18 protein-coding genes are annotated in these 18,472 nt (G+C 29.9%); 15 read left to right on the top strand and 3 right to left on the bottom strand.

The genetic code is table 11. The annotated features are described in order from the left end of the window. The first annotated feature begins 96 nt into the window (after nucleotides 1-96). The 5 genes from dnaB to MC378_RS03040 all read left to right on the top strand — a co-directional run bounded on the left by dnaB (nucleotide 97) and on the right by MC378_RS03040 (nucleotide 6,436). The gene (gene dnaB / locus MC378_RS03020; protein WP_242177236.1) at nucleotides 97-1,614 is read left to right on the top strand and encodes a replicative DNA helicase; all 1,518 of its coding nucleotides are present in this window, start codon (nucleotides 97-99) and stop codon (nucleotides 1,612-1,614) included. A gap of 364 nt (nucleotides 1,615-1,978) precedes the next feature. After that, complete coding sequence (locus MC378_RS03025; RefSeq protein ID WP_242177291.1) at nucleotides 1,979-3,163, top strand: asparagine synthetase B; 1,185 nt, start codon at nucleotides 1,979-1,981, stop codon at nucleotides 3,161-3,163. A gap of 190 nt (nucleotides 3,164-3,353) precedes the next feature. Beyond that, nucleotides 3,354-4,199, top strand: a complete 846-nt coding sequence (locus MC378_RS03030; protein WP_242177237.1) for a transketolase — start codon at nucleotides 3,354-3,356, stop codon at nucleotides 4,197-4,199. 161 nt (nucleotides 4,200-4,360) lie between these two features. Further along, entirely contained in the window at nucleotides 4,361-5,494 is a 1,134-nt protein-coding gene (gene bshA / locus MC378_RS03035) for an N-acetyl-alpha-D-glucosaminyl L-malate synthase BshA (protein ID WP_242177238.1), read from the top strand. 15 nt (nucleotides 5,495-5,509) lie between these two features. Further along, the gene (locus MC378_RS03040) at nucleotides 5,510-6,436 is read left to right on the top strand and encodes a septum formation inhibitor Maf (RefSeq protein ID WP_242177239.1); all 927 of its coding nucleotides are present in this window, start codon (nucleotides 5,510-5,512) and stop codon (nucleotides 6,434-6,436) included. A gap of 90 nt (nucleotides 6,437-6,526) precedes the next feature. Here the strand turns inward: MC378_RS03040 and MC378_RS03045 are convergent, their stop codons facing one another. Continuing rightward, nucleotides 6,527-7,168, bottom strand: a complete 642-nt coding sequence (locus MC378_RS03045) for a DUF937 domain-containing protein (RefSeq protein WP_242177240.1) — start codon at nucleotides 7,166-7,168, stop codon at nucleotides 6,527-6,529. 125 nt (nucleotides 7,169-7,293) lie between these two features. Between MC378_RS03045 and MC378_RS03050 the strand changes: the two genes are divergently transcribed. The 6 genes from MC378_RS03050 to MC378_RS03075 are packed head-to-tail and all read left to right on the top strand — an operon-like array spanning nucleotide 7,294 to nucleotide 12,871. After that, nucleotides 7,294-8,622 carry a dicarboxylate/amino acid:cation symporter gene (locus MC378_RS03050; RefSeq protein ID WP_242177241.1) on the top strand — a complete coding sequence of 443 codons (1,329 nt, stop codon included), beginning with the start codon at nucleotides 7,294-7,296 and terminating at the stop codon, nucleotides 8,620-8,622. 24 nt (nucleotides 8,623-8,646) lie between these two features. Then, the gene (gene gshB / locus MC378_RS03055; RefSeq protein ID WP_242177242.1) at nucleotides 8,647-9,681 is read left to right on the top strand and encodes a glutathione synthase; all 1,035 of its coding nucleotides are present in this window, start codon (nucleotides 8,647-8,649) and stop codon (nucleotides 9,679-9,681) included. A gap of 3 nt (nucleotides 9,682-9,684) precedes the next feature. After that, nucleotides 9,685-10,518, top strand: coding sequence for a sulfurtransferase (locus MC378_RS03060; RefSeq protein WP_242177243.1), 834 nt, complete (start codon nucleotides 9,685-9,687; stop codon nucleotides 10,516-10,518). A gap of 4 nt (nucleotides 10,519-10,522) precedes the next feature. Beyond that, on the top strand, nucleotides 10,523-10,849 hold the full coding sequence (locus MC378_RS03065) for a hypothetical protein (protein ID WP_242177244.1): 327 nt from the start codon (nucleotides 10,523-10,525) through the stop codon (nucleotides 10,847-10,849). Then, on the top strand, nucleotides 10,849-11,679 hold the full coding sequence (locus MC378_RS03070; RefSeq protein ID WP_242177245.1) for an N-formylglutamate amidohydrolase: 831 nt from the start codon (nucleotides 10,849-10,851) through the stop codon (nucleotides 11,677-11,679). Before MC378_RS03065 ends, MC378_RS03070 begins: the two co-directional genes overlap by 1 nt. 34 nt (nucleotides 11,680-11,713) lie before the next feature. Further along, complete coding sequence (locus MC378_RS03075) at nucleotides 11,714-12,871, top strand: peptidase MATCAP family protein (RefSeq protein WP_420850998.1); 1,158 nt, start codon at nucleotides 11,714-11,716, stop codon at nucleotides 12,869-12,871. A 19-nt stretch (nucleotides 12,872-12,890) separates the two neighbouring features. Here the strand turns inward: MC378_RS03075 and MC378_RS03080 are convergent, their stop codons facing one another. Together MC378_RS03080 and MC378_RS03085 are read right to left on the bottom strand one after the other, a co-directional pair. Beyond that, complete coding sequence (locus MC378_RS03080; protein ID WP_242177247.1) at nucleotides 12,891-13,547, bottom strand: HAD family hydrolase; 657 nt, start codon at nucleotides 13,545-13,547, stop codon at nucleotides 12,891-12,893. A gap of 5 nt (nucleotides 13,548-13,552) precedes the next feature. Next, complete coding sequence (locus MC378_RS03085; RefSeq protein ID WP_242177248.1) at nucleotides 13,553-13,969, bottom strand: thiol-disulfide oxidoreductase DCC family protein; 417 nt, start codon at nucleotides 13,967-13,969, stop codon at nucleotides 13,553-13,555. A 170-nt stretch (nucleotides 13,970-14,139) separates the two neighbouring features. On the opposite strand from MC378_RS03085, the gene MC378_RS03090 reads away from it, so the two are divergent. Genes MC378_RS03090 through MC378_RS03105 form a run of 4 tightly spaced genes read left to right on the top strand, consistent with a single transcriptional unit; the run spans nucleotide 14,140 to nucleotide 18,452 of the window. Beyond that, nucleotides 14,140-14,838, top strand: coding sequence for an ABC transporter ATP-binding protein (locus tag MC378_RS03090; protein WP_242177249.1), 699 nt, complete (start codon nucleotides 14,140-14,142; stop codon nucleotides 14,836-14,838). Nucleotides 14,839-14,840: 2 nt separating this feature from the next. Beyond that, on the top strand, nucleotides 14,841-16,073 hold the full coding sequence (locus tag MC378_RS03095) for an ABC transporter permease (RefSeq protein WP_242177250.1): 1,233 nt from the start codon (nucleotides 14,841-14,843) through the stop codon (nucleotides 16,071-16,073). 2 nt (nucleotides 16,074-16,075) lie between these two features. Then, nucleotides 16,076-17,320 carry an ABC transporter permease gene (locus tag MC378_RS03100; protein ID WP_242177251.1) on the top strand — a complete coding sequence of 415 codons (1,245 nt, stop codon included), beginning with the start codon at nucleotides 16,076-16,078 and terminating at the stop codon, nucleotides 17,318-17,320. Nucleotides 17,321-17,339: 19 nt separating this feature from the next. Then, on the top strand, nucleotides 17,340-18,452 hold the full coding sequence (locus MC378_RS03105; protein WP_242177252.1) for an efflux RND transporter periplasmic adaptor subunit: 1,113 nt from the start codon (nucleotides 17,340-17,342) through the stop codon (nucleotides 18,450-18,452). Nucleotides 18,453-18,472: the final 20 nt, after the last annotated feature.

Genomic DNA, 18,472 nt, shown 5'->3' on the forward strand with positions numbered 1-18,472 from the left:
TAACAAGATAATAACATTTTTGTTTACAATAAATGTTTACAAATTAAAGTTGTATTTTAGAAAGAGCTTTCAACCTAAAAAAGTACATTTGTGTTCATGGAAAAAACGACTACTTTAGCAGGTAAAAAGATAGATAAATCAAGATTAATTAGTCTTGAAAAAGGGAAAATTCCACCACAAGCAGTAGAATTAGAAGAAGCTGTATTGGGTGCAATGATGATTGATAAAAAAGGAATTGATGATGTAATTGATATTTTAAGTTCTGATGCTTTTTATGATCAAAAACATCAAGAAATTTATGCAGCAATTTATGAATTATTTCAAAATTCAGAACCAATTGACCTTTTAACGGTTTCTAATTTGTTAAAAAAGAACGGAAAATTAGAATTTGTAGGGGGAGATTTCTTTTTAATTCGTTTGACTCAAAAAGTAGCTTCTTCTGCACATATTGAGTTTCATGCTAGAATTATTTTACAAAAATATATCCAACGTAAGTTGATTTCAATTTCATCAGAAATTATAGAAAATGCCTATGATGAGGGTACTGACGTTTTTGATTTACTAGACGATGCAGAGGCAAAACTTTTTGAAGTTACTCAAGGGAATTTAAAGAAGAGTTCAGAAGATGCTGGGTCTTTGGTAAAACAAGCCTTAAAAAAGATACAAGAAATTGGGAATCAAGAAGGAATGTCTGGTTTACAAACAGGTTTTACCAAATTAGATGCTTTAACTTCTGGTTGGCAGCCATCCGATTTAGTGATTATTGCAGCACGTCCTGGTATGGGTAAAACAGCCTTTGTGATTTCTATGGCAAAAAATATGGCAATTGATTTTAATCATGGTGTTGCTGTGTTTTCATTAGAGATGTCTTCCGTTCAGCTAATTACACGTATGATTTCTTCTGAAACTGGATTAACTTCAGAAAAATTAAGAAAAGGAAATTTAGAACCCCATGAATGGGAACAATTAAATGTAAAAGTTAAGAAATTATCTGATGCACCTATTTTTATTGATGACACTCCTTCACTTTCTATTTTCGATTTACGAGCAAAAGCAAGAAGATTGGTTTCTCAACATAATGTTAGAATTATTGTAATTGATTATTTACAATTGATGACAGCAGGTGGTAAGGCTGGTGGAAATCGAGAACAAGAAATCTCTATGATTTCTCGAAACTTAAAAGCATTAGCAAAAGAATTAGAAGTTCCTGTAATTGCACTTTCACAATTATCTCGTGCCGTAGAAACTCGTGGAGGATCTAAAAGACCTTTATTATCTGATTTACGTGAATCTGGAGCCATTGAACAAGATGCAGATATTGTATCGTTTATTTTCCGTCCAGAATATTATGGAATGACAGAATGGGATGATGATGAACATACACCATGTGAAGGCCAAGGTGAATTTATTGTTGCAAAACATAGAAATGGTGGATTGGATAATATTCGTTTGAAATTTACAGGGCATTTAGCAAAATTTTCTGATTTAGAAGAAGGTTTTAGTTCAGAGTTCCAATCTTCTATGAATGCAGATTTCCCTGAAGATCCTTTTGCTGGTCAAGGAGGAATAGATCCAAAAGATGCTTTTGGAGGTGATGATGATGTTCCTTTTTAAGATTAAAATATTTATAAAATCACAGAAATACACAATTGCTTCATCGTAATTGTGTATTTTAGTTTTTTAGAAATAAATAATTAATAGATGGAATTTCTTTTTGGTATACTTGTTTTGTTGATATATCTATCTATTTTTTATTTTGGATATAAAAAGGATTATCAAAGAAACCCTAAAGTGTTTCTAAAAACGATTGTAGGAATGCCAATTGGCTTTATTTGCAATGTATTTGGTTTTAGTTTTTTAGATGAAAAGATAAAAACATGGACGAAAAAAAATAAAAAAAATGTTTAGAAAAGTTTTTTTACTGATTTCAATTATATTTTTCACAAATTCAATCTGTGCATCTTTTATTTATGTCCCAATGAATCATGACAATCAGAAAAATCATTTAAAAGCTTACGGAATAGTTTATTATTCTTTAGAAGTCGGTTTAAAATCAAAATGGTTACTAAATTATGATGGAGGTGCATTTCTTATTGAAAACAATAAAATTGTAGAAAATGAATGTAAAATTCGTGGAGTTTCTTATCAAGTAATTTCAGATGCGAAAGCTCAACTTATTTTACAAGAAATAGCATCACCTTCGTCAAATCAAGATGCGGTTACTTTAGAGAAAGCGCCAAAAATTGCTGTGTATTCTCCAAAAGATAAAATGCCTTGGGATGATGCCGTTACTATGGTCTTAACTTATGCAGAAATTCCTTTTGATGTTATCTATGATAAAGAAGTATTAGCAGATAAACTTCTTTTATATGAGTGGCTGCATTTACACCACGAAGATTTTACGGGGCAATATGGGAAGTTTTATGGAGCATTTAGAACAGCTCCATGGTATATAGAAGGAAAAAAAAGAGCAGAAAAATTAGCTACAGTACTTGGCTTTTCTAAGGTTTCTGAAGAAAAATTGGCAGTTGCAAAAAAAATAAGAGATTATGTAATTGGTGGTGGATTTATGTTTGCCATGTGTTCTGCAACGGATAGTTTTGATATTGCACTGTCTGCTGAAGGAATAGATATTGCCGAAGCAATGTTTGATGGTGATGCTTCAGAACCTAATTATCAATCTAAAATAAATTTTAATAAAACTTTTGCCTTTAAAGATTTTGAACTAGTAAGAAGTCCAACTACATATGAATTTTCTTCTATTGATATGACTAGAAAACGTAGAATTCCAAAAACTTCAGATTATTTTTCTTTGGGAGAGTTTTCTGCAAAATGGGACCCTGTGCCAACAATGTTAACTCAAAATCATACAACTTTGGTAAAAGGGTTTATGGGACAAACTACTTCTTTTGATAGAAATACAATAAAATCCAATGTACTGGTTTTAGCAGAAAACAAAACCAATAGAGAAGCACGTTATATTCATGGAACCAAAGGAAAAGGAATGTTTACTTTTTATGGTGGTCATGATCCGGAAGATTATACACATAGAGTAGGGGATCCTAAAACAGAGTTAGATCTACATCCTACTTCACCAGGCTATCGCTTAATATTAAACAATGTGTTGTTTCCAGCAGCAAAAAAGAAGAAACAAAAAACATAATTTTGAATTCATCAAATAGAAGTTTTTATCTTTTAATTGTACTTACCAATCTAAAATAAAAGAAAGTGAAAAAGAAAGCTTTTTATGAGAAATCTAATTTTAATTGTTAATAAAGCTTTTTTTTGCTCATAAATAATCTTGTTAATTGCTATTAAAAAAATTACTTTTGTCAACAAATTAAAATAACAAAATGCCAACAACACAACAATTACAAGATTTTACGCAACAAGTACGTAGAGATATATTACGCATGGTTCATAAAGTAAACTCTGGTCACCCTGGAGGATCGTTAGGATGTGCAGAATTTATTACTTGTTTATATCAAGAAGTAATGGATTATTCTACAGATTTTACAATGGATGGAAAGAATGAAGATTTGTTTTTTCTTTCAAATGGACATATTTCTCCCGTATTTTATAGTGTTTTGGCACACAGCGGATTTTTCCCTGTTGAAGAATTATCAACATTTAGATTGTTAAATTCTCGTTTACAAGGACATCCTACAACTCATGAAGGTTTACCTGGAGTTAGAATTGCATCGGGTTCTTTAGGTCAAGGAATGTCTGTTGGTTTAGGAGCTGCACAAGCTAAAAAATTAAACGGTGATGATAAGATAATCTATACTTTACATGGTGATGGTGAATTGCAAGAAGGTCAAAACTGGGAGGCAATTATGTATGCTTCTGCCAAAAAAGTAGATAATATTATTTGTACAATCGATTTAAATGGAAAACAAATTGATGGATCTACCGACGAAGTTTTAGCTATGGGAAGTATTAGAGCTAAATTTGAAGCTTTTGGTTGGGATGTTTTAGATATTGAAAAAGGAAATGATATTGAAGCTATTTTATCAGGATTAGCAACTGCAAAATCATTAACAGGAAAAGGAAAACCAGTTTGTATTTTATTACATACAGAAATGGGGAATGGAGTAGATTTTATGATGCATACACATGCATGGCACGGTAAAGCACCAAGTGATGAGCAGTTAGAAAATGCATTGGCGCAAAACCCTGCTACTTTAGGAGATTATTAATACTAAACTTGTTTTGGTATTTTATGAATATTACAACCTACAATGAAAATTGTAGGTTTTTTTATGTTTTTATTTTGATTTCTAGTGTAAGAATACCTTTACCTTTACAACTAAGAAGTTAAAGTTTTACGGATTTTAAATATTTAATCTTTTAATCGTATATGAAAATTGGAATTGTTTGTTACCCAACATTTGGAGGAAGTGGAGTAGTAGCTACAGAATTAGGAATGGCTTTGGCCGATAAAGGACATGAAGTGCATTTTATTACTTACAATCAACCTGTTCGTTTAGATTTTATTTCACATAATTTACACTTTCATCAAGTACTTATAGAAGAATATCCTTTATTTCAATATCAGCCTTATGAATTAGCCTTATCTAGTAAAATGGTTGAAGTTGTAGAAAAGCATCAACTAGAAGTATTGCATGTACATTATGCGATTCCGCACGCTTATGCTGCTTATATGGCAAAGCAAATGTTGAAAGAAAAAGGTATTTATGTAAAAGTAGTAACCACTTTACATGGAACAGATATTACACTTGTAGGAAGTCATCCAACATACAAAACAGCCGTAGAATTTAGTATTAATAATTCTGATGTAGTAACCTCTGTTTCCAATAATTTAAAGGAAACCACTAATAAATTATTTAACATCACTAAAGATATTAAAGTCATTTATAATTTTATTGATGTAGAAAAATATGCAAGTGCTGAAAATGAAGAGTGTAACAGAATTGCAATTGCAAAACCGCATGAAAGAATTCTAACACATATCAGTAATTTTAGACCAGTAAAAAGAGTAGAAGATGTTATTAAAATTTTTAATGAAGTTCGAAAAGAAATCCCTTCGAAATTATTATTAATAGGTGAAGGTCCTGACCGAATAAAAGCTGAAAACTTAACGAACAAATTAAACATTTCAGAGGATGTTATTTTTTTAGGTAATAGTTCTGAAGTAGCTAAAATATTATGTTATTCTGATATGTTTATACTACCATCACAAACAGAGAGTTTTGGTTTGGCAGCACTAGAAGCGATGGCAGCAAAAAATGCAGTAATATCTACAAATACTGGAGGTCTTCCAGAAGTAAATATTCATGGAGTTACAGGATATTTAAGTAATTTAGGGGATGTAAAGGATATGGCAAAAAATGCAATTTCAATTTTAAAAGATGATGTAGTCTTAGAACAGTTTAAAGAAAATGCGAAAGAACAAGCCAAAAGGTTCTCTTTAGAAAATATTTTACCAGTTTATGAAGATATTTATAAGTCTTGTTATAAAAGTAAGTTGTAACTAATTAAGAAATAGATGAATTCATTATTAAAAGTATTTTATATTCTAACAATCTTTTTACTTTTTGGTTGTCAACAAGAGAAGAAGTTAACTGTAAATCAAATAAAAGTAAAAGAAGAGAAAGGAAAAGTATCGCTACTAACCCATCAATTTAAAGATTATTGGTATTCAGGAAAAGCAGAATTAAATAGCTATGAATTGAAACAATCTCGATATGGAGAAATCCGTAACGGAGAAGTGGTATTGGTATTTGTTACTGAGCCATTTTCATTAAGCAAACAAGTAAAGTTGGATCATCCACAAAAGGCCGGTAGTGATCATATATCTGTTATGAAGTTGAACAATATTAGAAAATTTACAACAGGAATTTATGACTATTCTATTGTAACTTCTACGTTTACACCAATAGATTCTAAAATTTATCCTCACACACTAAAATCTAATACAAGTATTCAAGAATGGTGTGGACATACCTTTACGCAGTTAAACCTCAATGATAAAGGTTATCAAATTAAACAATTTTCTTACTTTGAAACAGATGGAGATACTGAAATAATAATACCTAAAGCACTGCTTGAAGAGGAATTAATGACACGTATTCGTTTACAAAAAGGACAGCTTCCTTTAGGTGAAGTTGATATGATTTTTTCTACTATTTACAGTCGTTTTGCTTATCAGAAACTAAAAACAACTAAAGCTAAAATAAGTAAAACAGCATCAGACTCAATAATAAAATATAATATTGAATATTTAAATTATGATAGAAAAATTTCTATAGATGTTCAAAATGAATTTCCTTATAAAATATTGTCATGGACAGAGGATAATGGCAACGGATTGATAACTGAAGCTCGTTTGAAAAAAAGTATAAATGAGCCGTATTGGAGTCAGAAAAGTTTGACAGATGAAGCTAAAAGAAAAGAATTAGAGTTATTACGATAAATACCTATAAATTTGATTAACAAAAATTGTTTAATAAAAAAAGCTCAAACATTTGTTTGAGCTTTTTTTATATTCAAAGAAAGTGTTATTTTATTTTCCAAAAAGTCCTCCTAGTAAGCCTCCAAGTCCACCATTCGAAGATTTTTTATCTCCTCCTAAAACCATTCCTGCAACATCATCAATGATACTTCCGTCTCCGTCTGCATCTAAGATTTTCTCTAAAAAGCTTTGCTCGTTTTTAGTGTCATTTCCTCCTAATAAGCCACCTAAAAGTCCTGTTAAATCTCCAGAATTACTAACGTTTTGTTCTTTTTTTTGTTTTCCTAAAACTCCCATTAATATAGGTGCTGCAATTTTTAAAATATTACCAACAGAACCAGCATCTAAACCTGATTTTTGACTAATAACTTGTTCTACACCTTGTTGCTTGTTTCCTAAAATATGACTTAAAATTCCAGCCCCATCTTGTTTCACACTGTCATCTACACCACCGCCAAATAATCCACTTAGGTTGTCTAAAATACTTCCATCATGTTTACCATTTAAAGCTCCCATTAAACCTTCTGCACCTTCTGCCGTAGAAGCATTTCTTTCCATAGACTTCATTAAGACAGGCAAAGCCATTGTTAAAACGCTACTTGTTTTGCTCTCATCATTTCCTGTTGAACCAGAAACTCCTGAAATAATCTGTTTTCCTAAATCACTATTTAATAAATCTAAAATTCCTGCCATTTTTATGTTTTTAATAATTAAAATACTCTTTTTCTAAAAATATGACACAATATACAAATAAAGTCACCTTGATTTTTAAATATTTTTTTTACCTTTCAAAATCTTAATAATTTTTAAACTAATAAATGAAAAAACTAGCATTACATTGGAAGATTTTAATAGGAATGATTATTGGAATCCTTTTTGGATTGGCAATGACAGCTGTAGATGGAGGAGGAACCTTTGTTTCTAATTGGATAAACCCTTTTGGAAATATTTTTGTAAAACTATTAAAACTGATTGCAGTTCCATTAATTATAGCTTCATTAGTAAAAGGAATATCAGATTTAAAAGATATTTCTAAATTTAAAAATATTGGCTTAAAAACCATAGCTATATATGTTGGAACAACAGTTATAGCTATTACCATAGGGTTGTTGTTAGTAAATATTGTTCAACCTGGAGAGGGTATTTCTGAAGATACAATTACAAAACTTACAGAAACGTATGCTAATAGTGGTGGAGTGCAATCTAAAATAGCAGAAGCGTCTAAACAAAAAAATAGTGGCCCTTTGCAGTTTATGGTAGACATGGTTCCGGATAATGCAATGAAAGCTATGAGTGACAATAAATCCATGTTACAAGTAATTTTCTTTACTATTTTCTTAGGTATTTCTATGTTATTGATTGGAGAGAAAAGATCAAAACCTCTAAAAGATTTCTTTGATTCTTTAAATGAAGTTGTGCTTAAGATGGTTGATTTAATTATGCTTTTTGCACCTTTTGCTGTATTTGCATTATTATCAAATGTCGTTGTTTCTTCTAATGATCCAGATTTATTATTGGCTTTATTAAAATATGCATTTACAGTAGTTGGAGGTTTATTAATAATGGTTGTTTTCTATATGATTTTAATTAGTGTATTTACGAAAAAGAATCCGTTATGGTTTTTAAAACAATTAAGTCCTGCACAATTATTGGCATTTTCAACAAGTTCTAGTGCAGCAACTTTACCTGTAACTATGGAAAGAGTTGAAGAACATATTGGTGTAGATAAAGAAGTTTCTAGTTTTGTTTTACCAGTAGGTGCAACCATAAATATGGACGGAACCTCTCTTTATCAAGCAGTGGCAGCTGTTTTTATAGCTCAAGCTTTAGGTTTTGATCTAACTTTTGCAGATCAATTAACCATTATTTTAACAGCTTTATTAGCTTCTATAGGTTCTGCTGCAGTTCCGGGTGCTGGTATGGTAATGTTGGTAATTGTTTTAGAATCTGTTGGTTTTCCTGCAGATAAATTGGCCATTGGTTTGGCACTAATTTTTGCTGTTGATAGACCTCTAGATATGTGTAGAACTGTAATTAACGTAACCGGAGACGCTACTGTTGCCACACTTATAGCAAAATCGGTAGGTAAGTTACATGATCATCCGAAACCAAAAAACTGGGATGATCATTACGATGAAGTAAAATAAAGTACTAATTTAATTAAAAAAAATATGAATGTTTGTTTCTTAATGTATCCTTGGGAAAGCATAAAATCTCCAGAAAATGATACATCACTTACCTTAATTCACGAATGTGCAAAGAGAGGTCATGGGGTTGCAATTTGTACGCCCTCTAATTTAACTATTAGAAATAGCGTTACAAATGCTTTTTGTACCATTTTAAATAGATCAGAAAAGATACCAAGCAATATAAAAACCTTTTACAATAAAACAACAACAAGAGAGGAAATGCTCCCTTTAGCTGGTTTCGACGTCATTTTTATGAGAGCAGAACCCCCATTGGATCCTTTAATGTTAAACTTTTTAGACTCTGTAAAAGATGATGTTTTTATCATTAATTCGGTACAAGGAATGCGAGAAGCAAATAATAAGTTGTACACCGCAGTTTTTGAAGATCCGAACAATGAAATTATTCCAGTTACTCATGTATCAAAAAATAAAGATTATTTGGTTAGAATGATTGAAGAATCGAATTCTGATAAAATGATTTTAAAACCGTTGAATGGTTTTGGTGGTTCTGGAGTTATTTTAATAGAAAAATCGGCAATGGGAAATATAAATTCATTATTAGATTTTTATATTAATAAAGGAGACGGTAATTCTGATTATGTAATTTTACAAGAATATATAGAAGGTGCAGATCAAGGTGATGTTAGAGTACTTCTTTTAAATGGAATTCCAATTGGAGCAATGCGTAGAATTCCAGGAGATAAAGACCATAGATCTAATGTTTCTGCTGGAGGTACAATTGCAAAACATAAGTTAACAGCAGAGGAAAAGAAACTTTGTGAAAAAATTGGTCCTAAACTAGTAAAAGACGGTTTGTACTTTGTTGGTATTGATGTAATTGGCGGTAAATTAGTAGAAGTAAATGTAATGTCTCCTGGAGGAATTACATATATGAACAAGGTTTATAAAACAAGAATTCAAGAAAAAGTAGTAAACTTTATGGAAAGTAAAGTGCTAGAAAAAGATGCCGCATTTAGAAGAAAATCTAGTTTAAAAAAACTTGTAGACGAAGCATAAAGGATGTTAACAAAATCGATTATTTCTGTAGATGATTTGTATCATAATTTAGACAGTGAAAATCTAATTATTTTAGATTGCACAATTGCAAAAATTACCGATAAATCAACTATTTCAGAAGAAAAGAAACAAATAAAAGGTGCCGTTTTTTTTGATATTAAAAACGTTTTTTCTGATAAAGAAACAAGCTTACCAAATACGGTTTTATCACCAAAAGAATTTCAAGAAAAAGCTCAAGATTTAGGCATAAATAAAGATTCTTTTATTGTTTGTTATGATGATATAGGTATTTATGCATCCCCAAGAGTTTGGTGGATGTTTCAGTTAATGGGCTTTCAAAACATTGCGGTTTTAGACGGGGGCTTACCAAAATGGAATTCAAAAAAATATCCTGTAGAAGTGCCTTGTAAAAAGCAACTAAAAAAAGGAAATTTTATAGTAAATTATAAACCAAAAAAACTAAAATTCACTCAAGATGTTTTAACTGCAATTGAAGATCAGAATATTTTAATTGTAGATGCACGTTCTAAAGGACGTTTTTTAGGAATTGATGAAGAACCAAGAAAAGAAGTAAAGAGCGGACATATTCCTAATTCAGTGAGTTTGCCTTATTCAGAAATTCAAGAAAATGGAAAAATGAAATCCTCTAAAGCATTAAAAGCAATTTTTGATAAAATTTCTAAAAATAAAAAAGAATTAATTTTTTCTTGCGGAACAGGAATTACAGCATCAATCTTAGCTTTAGGTGCAGATTTAGCGGGAATAGAAAAGGTTGCTGTTTATGATGGATCATGGACAGAATGGGGTAGTACAGAGAATTTACCTATAGAATTATAAAATTATGAATTTAAATTGGACTAAGAAAGAGTTTGAAACTTATGTGCTTTTATATGCAGCACACTGTAATTTTTTAGAAACTGAAGAAGAGCAAAACTTTATTCTTTCTAAAGTTGATGAAAAAACTTTTCATAAAATCCACAACGAAGTTGTTATAGATTCAGATGAAGAGAATTTAAATAAAATACAGCAGTACATATCTGAAAATAAATTTACTCAAGAAGAAAAAGAAACTCTTATAAGAGATATTAAAAATGTTTTTTTTGCTGATGGTTCTGTAGATATTTTAGAGAAGAAAGTCTTTAGTATTTTAAAGAAAATTATTAGCTAATGTTAAGACTTTCCATAGCAGAAATCATTCAAAAAATCCAGAATGAAGAAATTTTTGAAGCAGTTTCTAAAGATTATTCATTTACTATAAAAATAGATGAATATGTACATTACGCTTGCGGAGCTGTACATGATGGACATCAATTTAGAAAAGAATTATGGGATAATTGTTTGCATACAGAATACGAACGTTGGTTTGAAGAAGACCCAGAAACCAAACAGATGGTTAAATCACATCCAATTGTAATTGCTGGAATGGATTCTCGTTTTGAATATGATTTAAATAGAACACCAGAAACAGCTATTTATACAGATGCTTGGGGAAAACAGCTATGGAAAAATCCATTACCAAAAGAACAGAAAGATAGGAGTTTAGAAAAGCATGAAAATTTCTATAAAGTTGTAAACGCTCTTGTTGCAAAATTAGAAGAGAAGTTTGGAGTTTGTATAGTATATGATATGCATTCTTATAATTGTAAGCGTTGGACTAGAGAAGTACCCACTTGGAACTTGGGTACAGGAAATGTAGATGTTAAGAGATTTGGAAATGAAATTGAATCTTGGCGTGCAATTTTAGAAAAAACACCTTTGCCAAATCGAATTAAATCTACTGCAAAAATTAATGATACATTTCAAGGTAACGGATATTTCTTAAAGTATATTACTCAGAATTTTAAGAATACATTGGTTTTAGCAACAGAAATAGCAAAAGTGTATTGTGATGAATTAGAACAAATACTTTTCCCAGAAGTAGTTTCTTCGGTAGAAAATTACTTAAAAACGGAGTTAAAAAAACATGCAGAAACTTTTTATAAACTGCATAAATTGTAAATTTGCAATTCGCTTTTTAGATATTTGAATTATGATGGATGAAGCTACTGTAAAAAATAAAATCCTTTTTGAAATTGATAAACAGATAGATTTATTAGTTAAAGAAATAGAACTTTTAAACTATGTAAACCCTATAAATATAGAATCTGAAAAAGAAAAATTTTTTAGTTCTAAATATCTAACAGACCCAAAGTTTGAATACCCTAAAAGAGATTTTGATAAATTTAACCTTCATAAAGAATTTTTTAAACTGTCTATAAGTAAGATAGAAGATGAAACGCTAAGAGATTTTTATGAAGATATAATATATTTTTATTCTGGTTTAATACAATGTATAGAAACTGTAGGAAAAGGGAAGAAATTCTATTACAATAGTTTGCGCTCTTTTGGAACACCTACAGAAAATGATGTTGATAATGCAAAATTTATACTTCATTTTGATAGTGAAGATGAAAACTCAGAGTTTTTTAAACCTAAGTATTCAGCAAAAGAATCTGCCCACTTTTTTAGAGAATATTCTAAAAAATACGATTTTACATACCAAATAAAAAACTCATCTGCTATGGGAGCCATAGCAATGGTTTCAAATAGTATACAAGCATTGGTTCTAAATGAAAATCATGTGTTTTCAGATAATGAAATTAATGTATTGACAAATCATGAAATTGGTGTACATATGGTAACAACTATGAATGGTTTATTACATCCTTTAAAAATATTTTCTCATGGATTTCCGAATAATGAAGAAACTCAAGAAGGTTTAGCTGTGTTTAGTGAATATATGTCTGGAAACCTAACTGTTAAACGTTTAAAGGAATTAGCATACAGAGTGTTAGCTGTAGATAGTTTGGCAAAAGGATATTCGTTTTCAAGAACTTTTAGATTGCTACATAATGCTTATGATTTAGGTAGGGAAGAAGCTTTTCATATTTCAGTTCGTGCACACAGAGGTGGAGGGTTTACTAAAGATTATTTGTACTTGTCTGGTTTAAAAAAGATTTACAATTATTATAAACAAGGTAAAGATTTAAGTTTATTACTAACGGGAAAAGTATCTTTAGAATTTGTGGATGATATCAAATATATGATTGATCATAAATACGCCGTAAATGCAAAATATATTACAGATTCTTATGCAGAAAACAATAACTGCAATAAAACTGTAGACTTTATTTTGGAAAATTTAAAGTAGTATTGGTATTTATATACTTTTATAAGATTGATTTCAATTGGCTAAAATCATCAATTATCAAATTAGCATTTTCTAAAGTTTGATCCGCAGCCAAAGGATTTCTGTAACCAAACACAAAAATTTTGGCATCATTTGCTGCTTTAATTCCATTGTCAGAATCTTCAATTACGATACAATTTTCTTTAGAGGTATTTCCTAAAATAGCTGCTTTTTCAAAAATTTCAGGATGTGGTTTCGAAGCAGTTAAGTCTGCTCCGCTAATTTTTGCTGTAAAATATTGATTTAAATCAAACCTATTAAAAACTCGATCAATATTTACCATTGCAGAAGAAGAAGCTAAAACTAAGGTGAGTCCTTTTTGAAAACAATGTTTTATCAATTCTTCTACACCCTTTACCAAATGTAAAGTTGGATCGTTTTCAAAGAAACTTACATATCGCTTTCTTTTCTCTAAAACCAATGCTTCTGGGTTTATACTTAAATTAAAATGTGCTACTAATTTCTGAAAAGCATTTATGGTAGAAGACCCTGTAAGAGTTTGATATAATTCATCTGAAACATTTACTCCAATGGTGGTAAATGTATCGTAATAAGCCTTCTTATGAAGTTCTTCCGAATCTATAATAACTCCATCCATGTCAAAAATGACACATTTTATAGGCTTTGGTATTTTCATTTTTTTTAATCTAAAAATTTAGCTTTTAATTCTGGTGTAGGTATCATACAACTTTCTTTTTTTCCAAACCATTTGTATCGGTTTTTAGCAATATAATTATAGATTAAGTTTCTAAATGTTTCAGGAAAAATCCAGAAGAGTTTTGATAAGAACCAAAATCCACCAAAATCATTCATAATTTTTAAAGCAGCGGTAGATTTTATGTCATAGGAAATTCCAGGTTCATATAAAATTATAGAATCTATTTTAGAAGTATCAATTTTTAAATGTTTTGTAATTGCTTGTCCGGTTTTTGATTGTAATGGGGCAAACACAAAATTATTTTTTTTATCAAACTTAATAACTTTTAAAACAGAATCATTGCATAAATTGCAAATACCATCAAAGAGAATTATTTTTTTATTCTTAGGAAAATCAATCATTTAAGAGCATAAAGAATTACAAATACAAAGATACTTTATCTTTTTTTAAATTTCTTGTAACATATTTTTATTTCATGCGTCTTATGTGAGTAATTGATTTATTGATTTAACAAAAAATTAATAATTGCTGTTAATAGCTATAAGTAATTTAGCAAAAAACTAACCAACAAATGATTAGAATAGAAAAACTACATAAATCTTATCCTATAGGAAAAGATTCTCTTCACGTATTAAAAGGAATTGATTTACACATAAAAGAAGGAGAATTTGTTTCTATTATGGGATCTTCAGGATCTGGAAAATCTACACTTTTAAATATTGTTGGTCTATTAGATGTACATGATGAAGGTAACTACTACTTAAATGGACAACTAATTAAAGATTTAAATGAAAAAAAAGCCGCTATTTTAAGAAATAAATTTTTAGGTTTTGTTTTTCAATCATTTAACTTAATATCATACAAAACTGCTTTAGAAAATGTTGCTTTACCTTTATATTATAAAGGAATGGCAAGAAAAGAGCGTTTAAAAATAGCGCAAGAATATTTAGAGAAAGTAGAGTTAGGGCCTTGGGCAAATCATTTACCAAATGAACTTTCGGGTGGTCAAAAACAAAGAGTTGCTATTGCAAGAGCTTTGGTTACCAAACCAAAAGTTGTTTTAGCCGATGAGCCAACAGGAGCCTTAGATTCTACCACGACAGATTCTGTGATGGACTTGTTAAAAGATATTAATGACGAAGGAATGACTGTTTTTGTGATTACACATGAAGAAGAAGTAGCAGAACAAACAAAAAGAGTGGTTCGTTTAAAAGATGGATTAATTATTAGTGATGAATTAACAGCCACAGGAAAAGCTAAAACCGTTTAATTATGTTCGATTTAGATCGTTGGAGAGAAATATTTCAAAGTATTAATAAAAACAGGTTACGTTCTGTAATGTCTGGTTTTACAGTAGCTTTTGCAATATTACTTTTTACTTTATTATTTGGTGTAGCAAACGGACTTGGTAATTTTTTCAAAGGTGCTTTTGCAGATGATGCACAAAATGCAATGTTTGTACGTGTTTGGAAAACATCGAAACCTTATAAGGGTTTACAAACGGGTAGAAGAGTTCAGCTTAAAAATAAAGACTATGATTATATAGCAGATGAATATGAAAATAAAATTCAATATAAGTCTTCAAGAATTTATAAGAATTTTACCATTAAATATAAAAATGAAGCGAGTTCTTATAGTGTAATGGCTGTAAATCCAGATCATCAATACTTAGAAAAAACAATTATAAACGAAGGACGCTATTTAAATGAAAGAGATTTAAAGGCAAAATCTAAAGTCATAGTTATTGGTAGATTAATTAAAAAAGATTTATTTGGAGAAAAACCTGCTTTAGGAAAAAGAGTAAATGTAAACGGAAGTTCTTTTTTAATTATCGGTATTTTTTCTGATGATGGAGGTGATAATGAAGAAAGAAAAGCCTTTATTCCATTATCTACATCTCAAGCAATGTACGGTAATAATGATTATATTAGTCAAATAGCTTTAGGGTATAATCCCAACTTAAGCACCGATGCAGCGATTGCTTTTGGAAATCAAATGGAACGAGATTTACGTAAAAAATTAAATATTCATCCAGATGATCAAAGTGCACTTTCTGTTAGAAATATGGCAGAAGCTAATAAGTTTGTAGGAACCGTAATGTTAGCATTGTTTTTTATCATTACTTTTATTGGCTCTGGAACTTTAATTGCAGGGATTATAGGGATTTCTAATATTATGATTTTTGTGATAAAAGAAAGAACTAAAGAATTTGGAATTAGAAAAGCTTTAGGAGCAAAACCATCTTCTATTGTGGGTATGGTAGTACAAGAATCTGTTTTAATAACAACAATTGCGGGTTATGTAGGCTTAACAATAGGAACTTATATATTAAGTTTAATTGGGAATAGTTTAGAAGAAAAATATTTTATCAAAGACCCAAGTGTTAGTTCAGAAATTGTAATTGGGGCAACGTTTGTATTAATCGTATCAGGATTAATTGCAGGATATTTACCAGCAAAAAGGGCTGCAAATATTAAACCTATTGAAGCATTAAGAGCAGATTAATTATGAAATTTTTATTCGATTCAGATACTTGGCAAGAAATTTACGGAAGCATTCGTAAAAATAAAGTAAGAACCGCAATTACTATAATTGGTGTTCTTTGGGGAATTTTCTTATTGGTGGTTTTATTAGGGGCAGCAAGAGGTTTAGAAAATAGTTTTAATAAACTGTTTGGTAATTTTGCAACCAATAGTGTTTTTGTATGGACTCAATCTACTGATACGCCTTTTAAAGGTTTTCAAGAAGGTAGAAGATTTACATTGACAATGAATGATATTGATGTCCTAAAATCGGAATACTCTGATGAAATCAAACTATTGGCTCCAAGAAATCAAACCAATAATTTAATTATAAAAGATTTTAAATCTGGTGATTTTAGAGTGAGTGGAGATTATCCAATACTAGATCAAATTCAGAAAAAACAATTGTTATATGGGCGTTTTCTAAATCAAAATGATATTTTGTCAATTGCTAAGGTTGCCGTTATTTCAGAAGACATGTACAAGCAATTGTTTGAAATAAATGAGTTTCCTATTGGACAATACATAAAAATTAATAGCATTAGTTACAAAGTCATTGGTGTTTACAAACCCTCAAATACTGTAAATTTTGATGGAGACTGTGCTTATATACCGTTTACTACTTTCAGAAAAGTATACAATACTGCAAATAAAGTAGATTGGATGATGATTACGGCTAATGAAGGTACTGATATTGAGCAAATGGAAAAAGATGTTTTGCTGACATTAAAAGGTCTTCATAAAGTACATCCAGATGATGAAAGAGCTTTTGGAAGTGTGAATTTAGGTAAAGAAATAGGGAAAATTACTGGCTTTATAATTGGAATGCAATTTTTAACTTGGTTTGTAGGTATTGCCACTTTAATTGCAGGTGTTTTTGCCATTGGTAATATTCTATTAATTACCGTAAAAGAACGGACCAAAGAAATAGGAATTAGAAGAGCTTTAGGAGCAACACCTAAAAGTATCAGACAGCAAATTATATTAGAATCCGTTTTTTTAACCACCATTGCAGGTATGTTAGGAATTATTTTAGGAAGTCTTGTTTTGTTTTTAATTGATACAGCTTTTGGTCAAGGAGAAGACGCAACTTTAATAAACCCAACAGTAAACATACCAATTATTTTGATAGCATTTGTCACTTTAATAGTGTTAGGAACTTTAATTGGATTAATTCCAGCACACATGGCAACAGTAGTAAAACCAATAGAAGCATTAAGAGAAGAATAACATCAATTAACAACAAATCATGAGTAAGAGATCAAAAATTATTTTAATTATTATAGCAATAGGTTTTATTGCTGCATTAATTTGGTTCGGAAAAAAGAACAAGAAAAGTATCGTAGAGTATGAAACTGAAAAACCTTTTAGAACAACTATTGTAAAGAAAACAGTAGCTACAGGGAAAGTGACACCTCTTGAAGAAATTGAAATTAAACCGCAAATTGCAGGTATAATTGATAGAATTTTGTTGTTAGAAGGTGCTAAAGTTAAAAAAGGTGATTTAATAGCAACTGTAAGAGTTGTTCCTAATGAGCAATCTTTAATTAGTGCAAAAGGAACTGTAGATAATATTAGAATTCGTCTAAGTAATGCTGAAATTTCTTACAAAAGAAATAAAAATTTATTTGAAAAAGGAGTGATTTCTAGAGCTGAATATGAAGCTGTTGAATTAACCTACAATCAAGCAAAGCAAGACTTAAAAAATGCGCAAAATAATTATCAAATTATAAAGAAAGGATCTACGGGCTCTAGTGCATCTGCTAATACAAATATTATTGCACAAATGTCTGGTACAATTTTAGAAATCCCTGTTAAGGAAGGAGATCAAGTAATTCAGTCTAACAACTTTAATGCTGGTACTACAATTGCTTCTATTGCAGATATGAGTAAAATGATTTTTGAAGGAAAAGTTGATGAATCTGAAGTTGGAAAATTAGTAAGTGGTTCTAATATAGACGTTTCTATAGGAGCTATAGAAGGAATCAAATTTCCCGCAAAATTAAATTTTATTGCACCTAAAGGAACAGAAGAAGGAGGAGCTGTACAATTTACAATTAAAGCAGATCTTTCTCTAGATGATAAATATTTTATTAGAGCTGGTTATAGTGCAAATGCGGACATTATTTTAGAGAAAAAAGACAGTGTTTTATCTATAAAAGAAGCATTGTTAAAATTTGATAAAAAAACAGAAGAACCTTATGTAGAAGTAAAAAATGCAGAAGGAAAATTTGATAAAAAAACGGTAAAATTAGGAACATCTGATGGTGTTAACGTAGAGATTTTAGAAGGTGTTACTAAAGATGATGAAATCAAAATTTGGAACAAAGCCTCTAAAGACGATGTTAAAAAAGTTAACTAAATTTTAATTTAGTACAAATG

Origin of the sequence: Polaribacter marinus (assembly GCF_022662535.1) — a bacterium.
Lineage (GTDB): Bacteria > Bacteroidota > Bacteroidia > Flavobacteriales > Flavobacteriaceae > Polaribacter > Polaribacter marinus.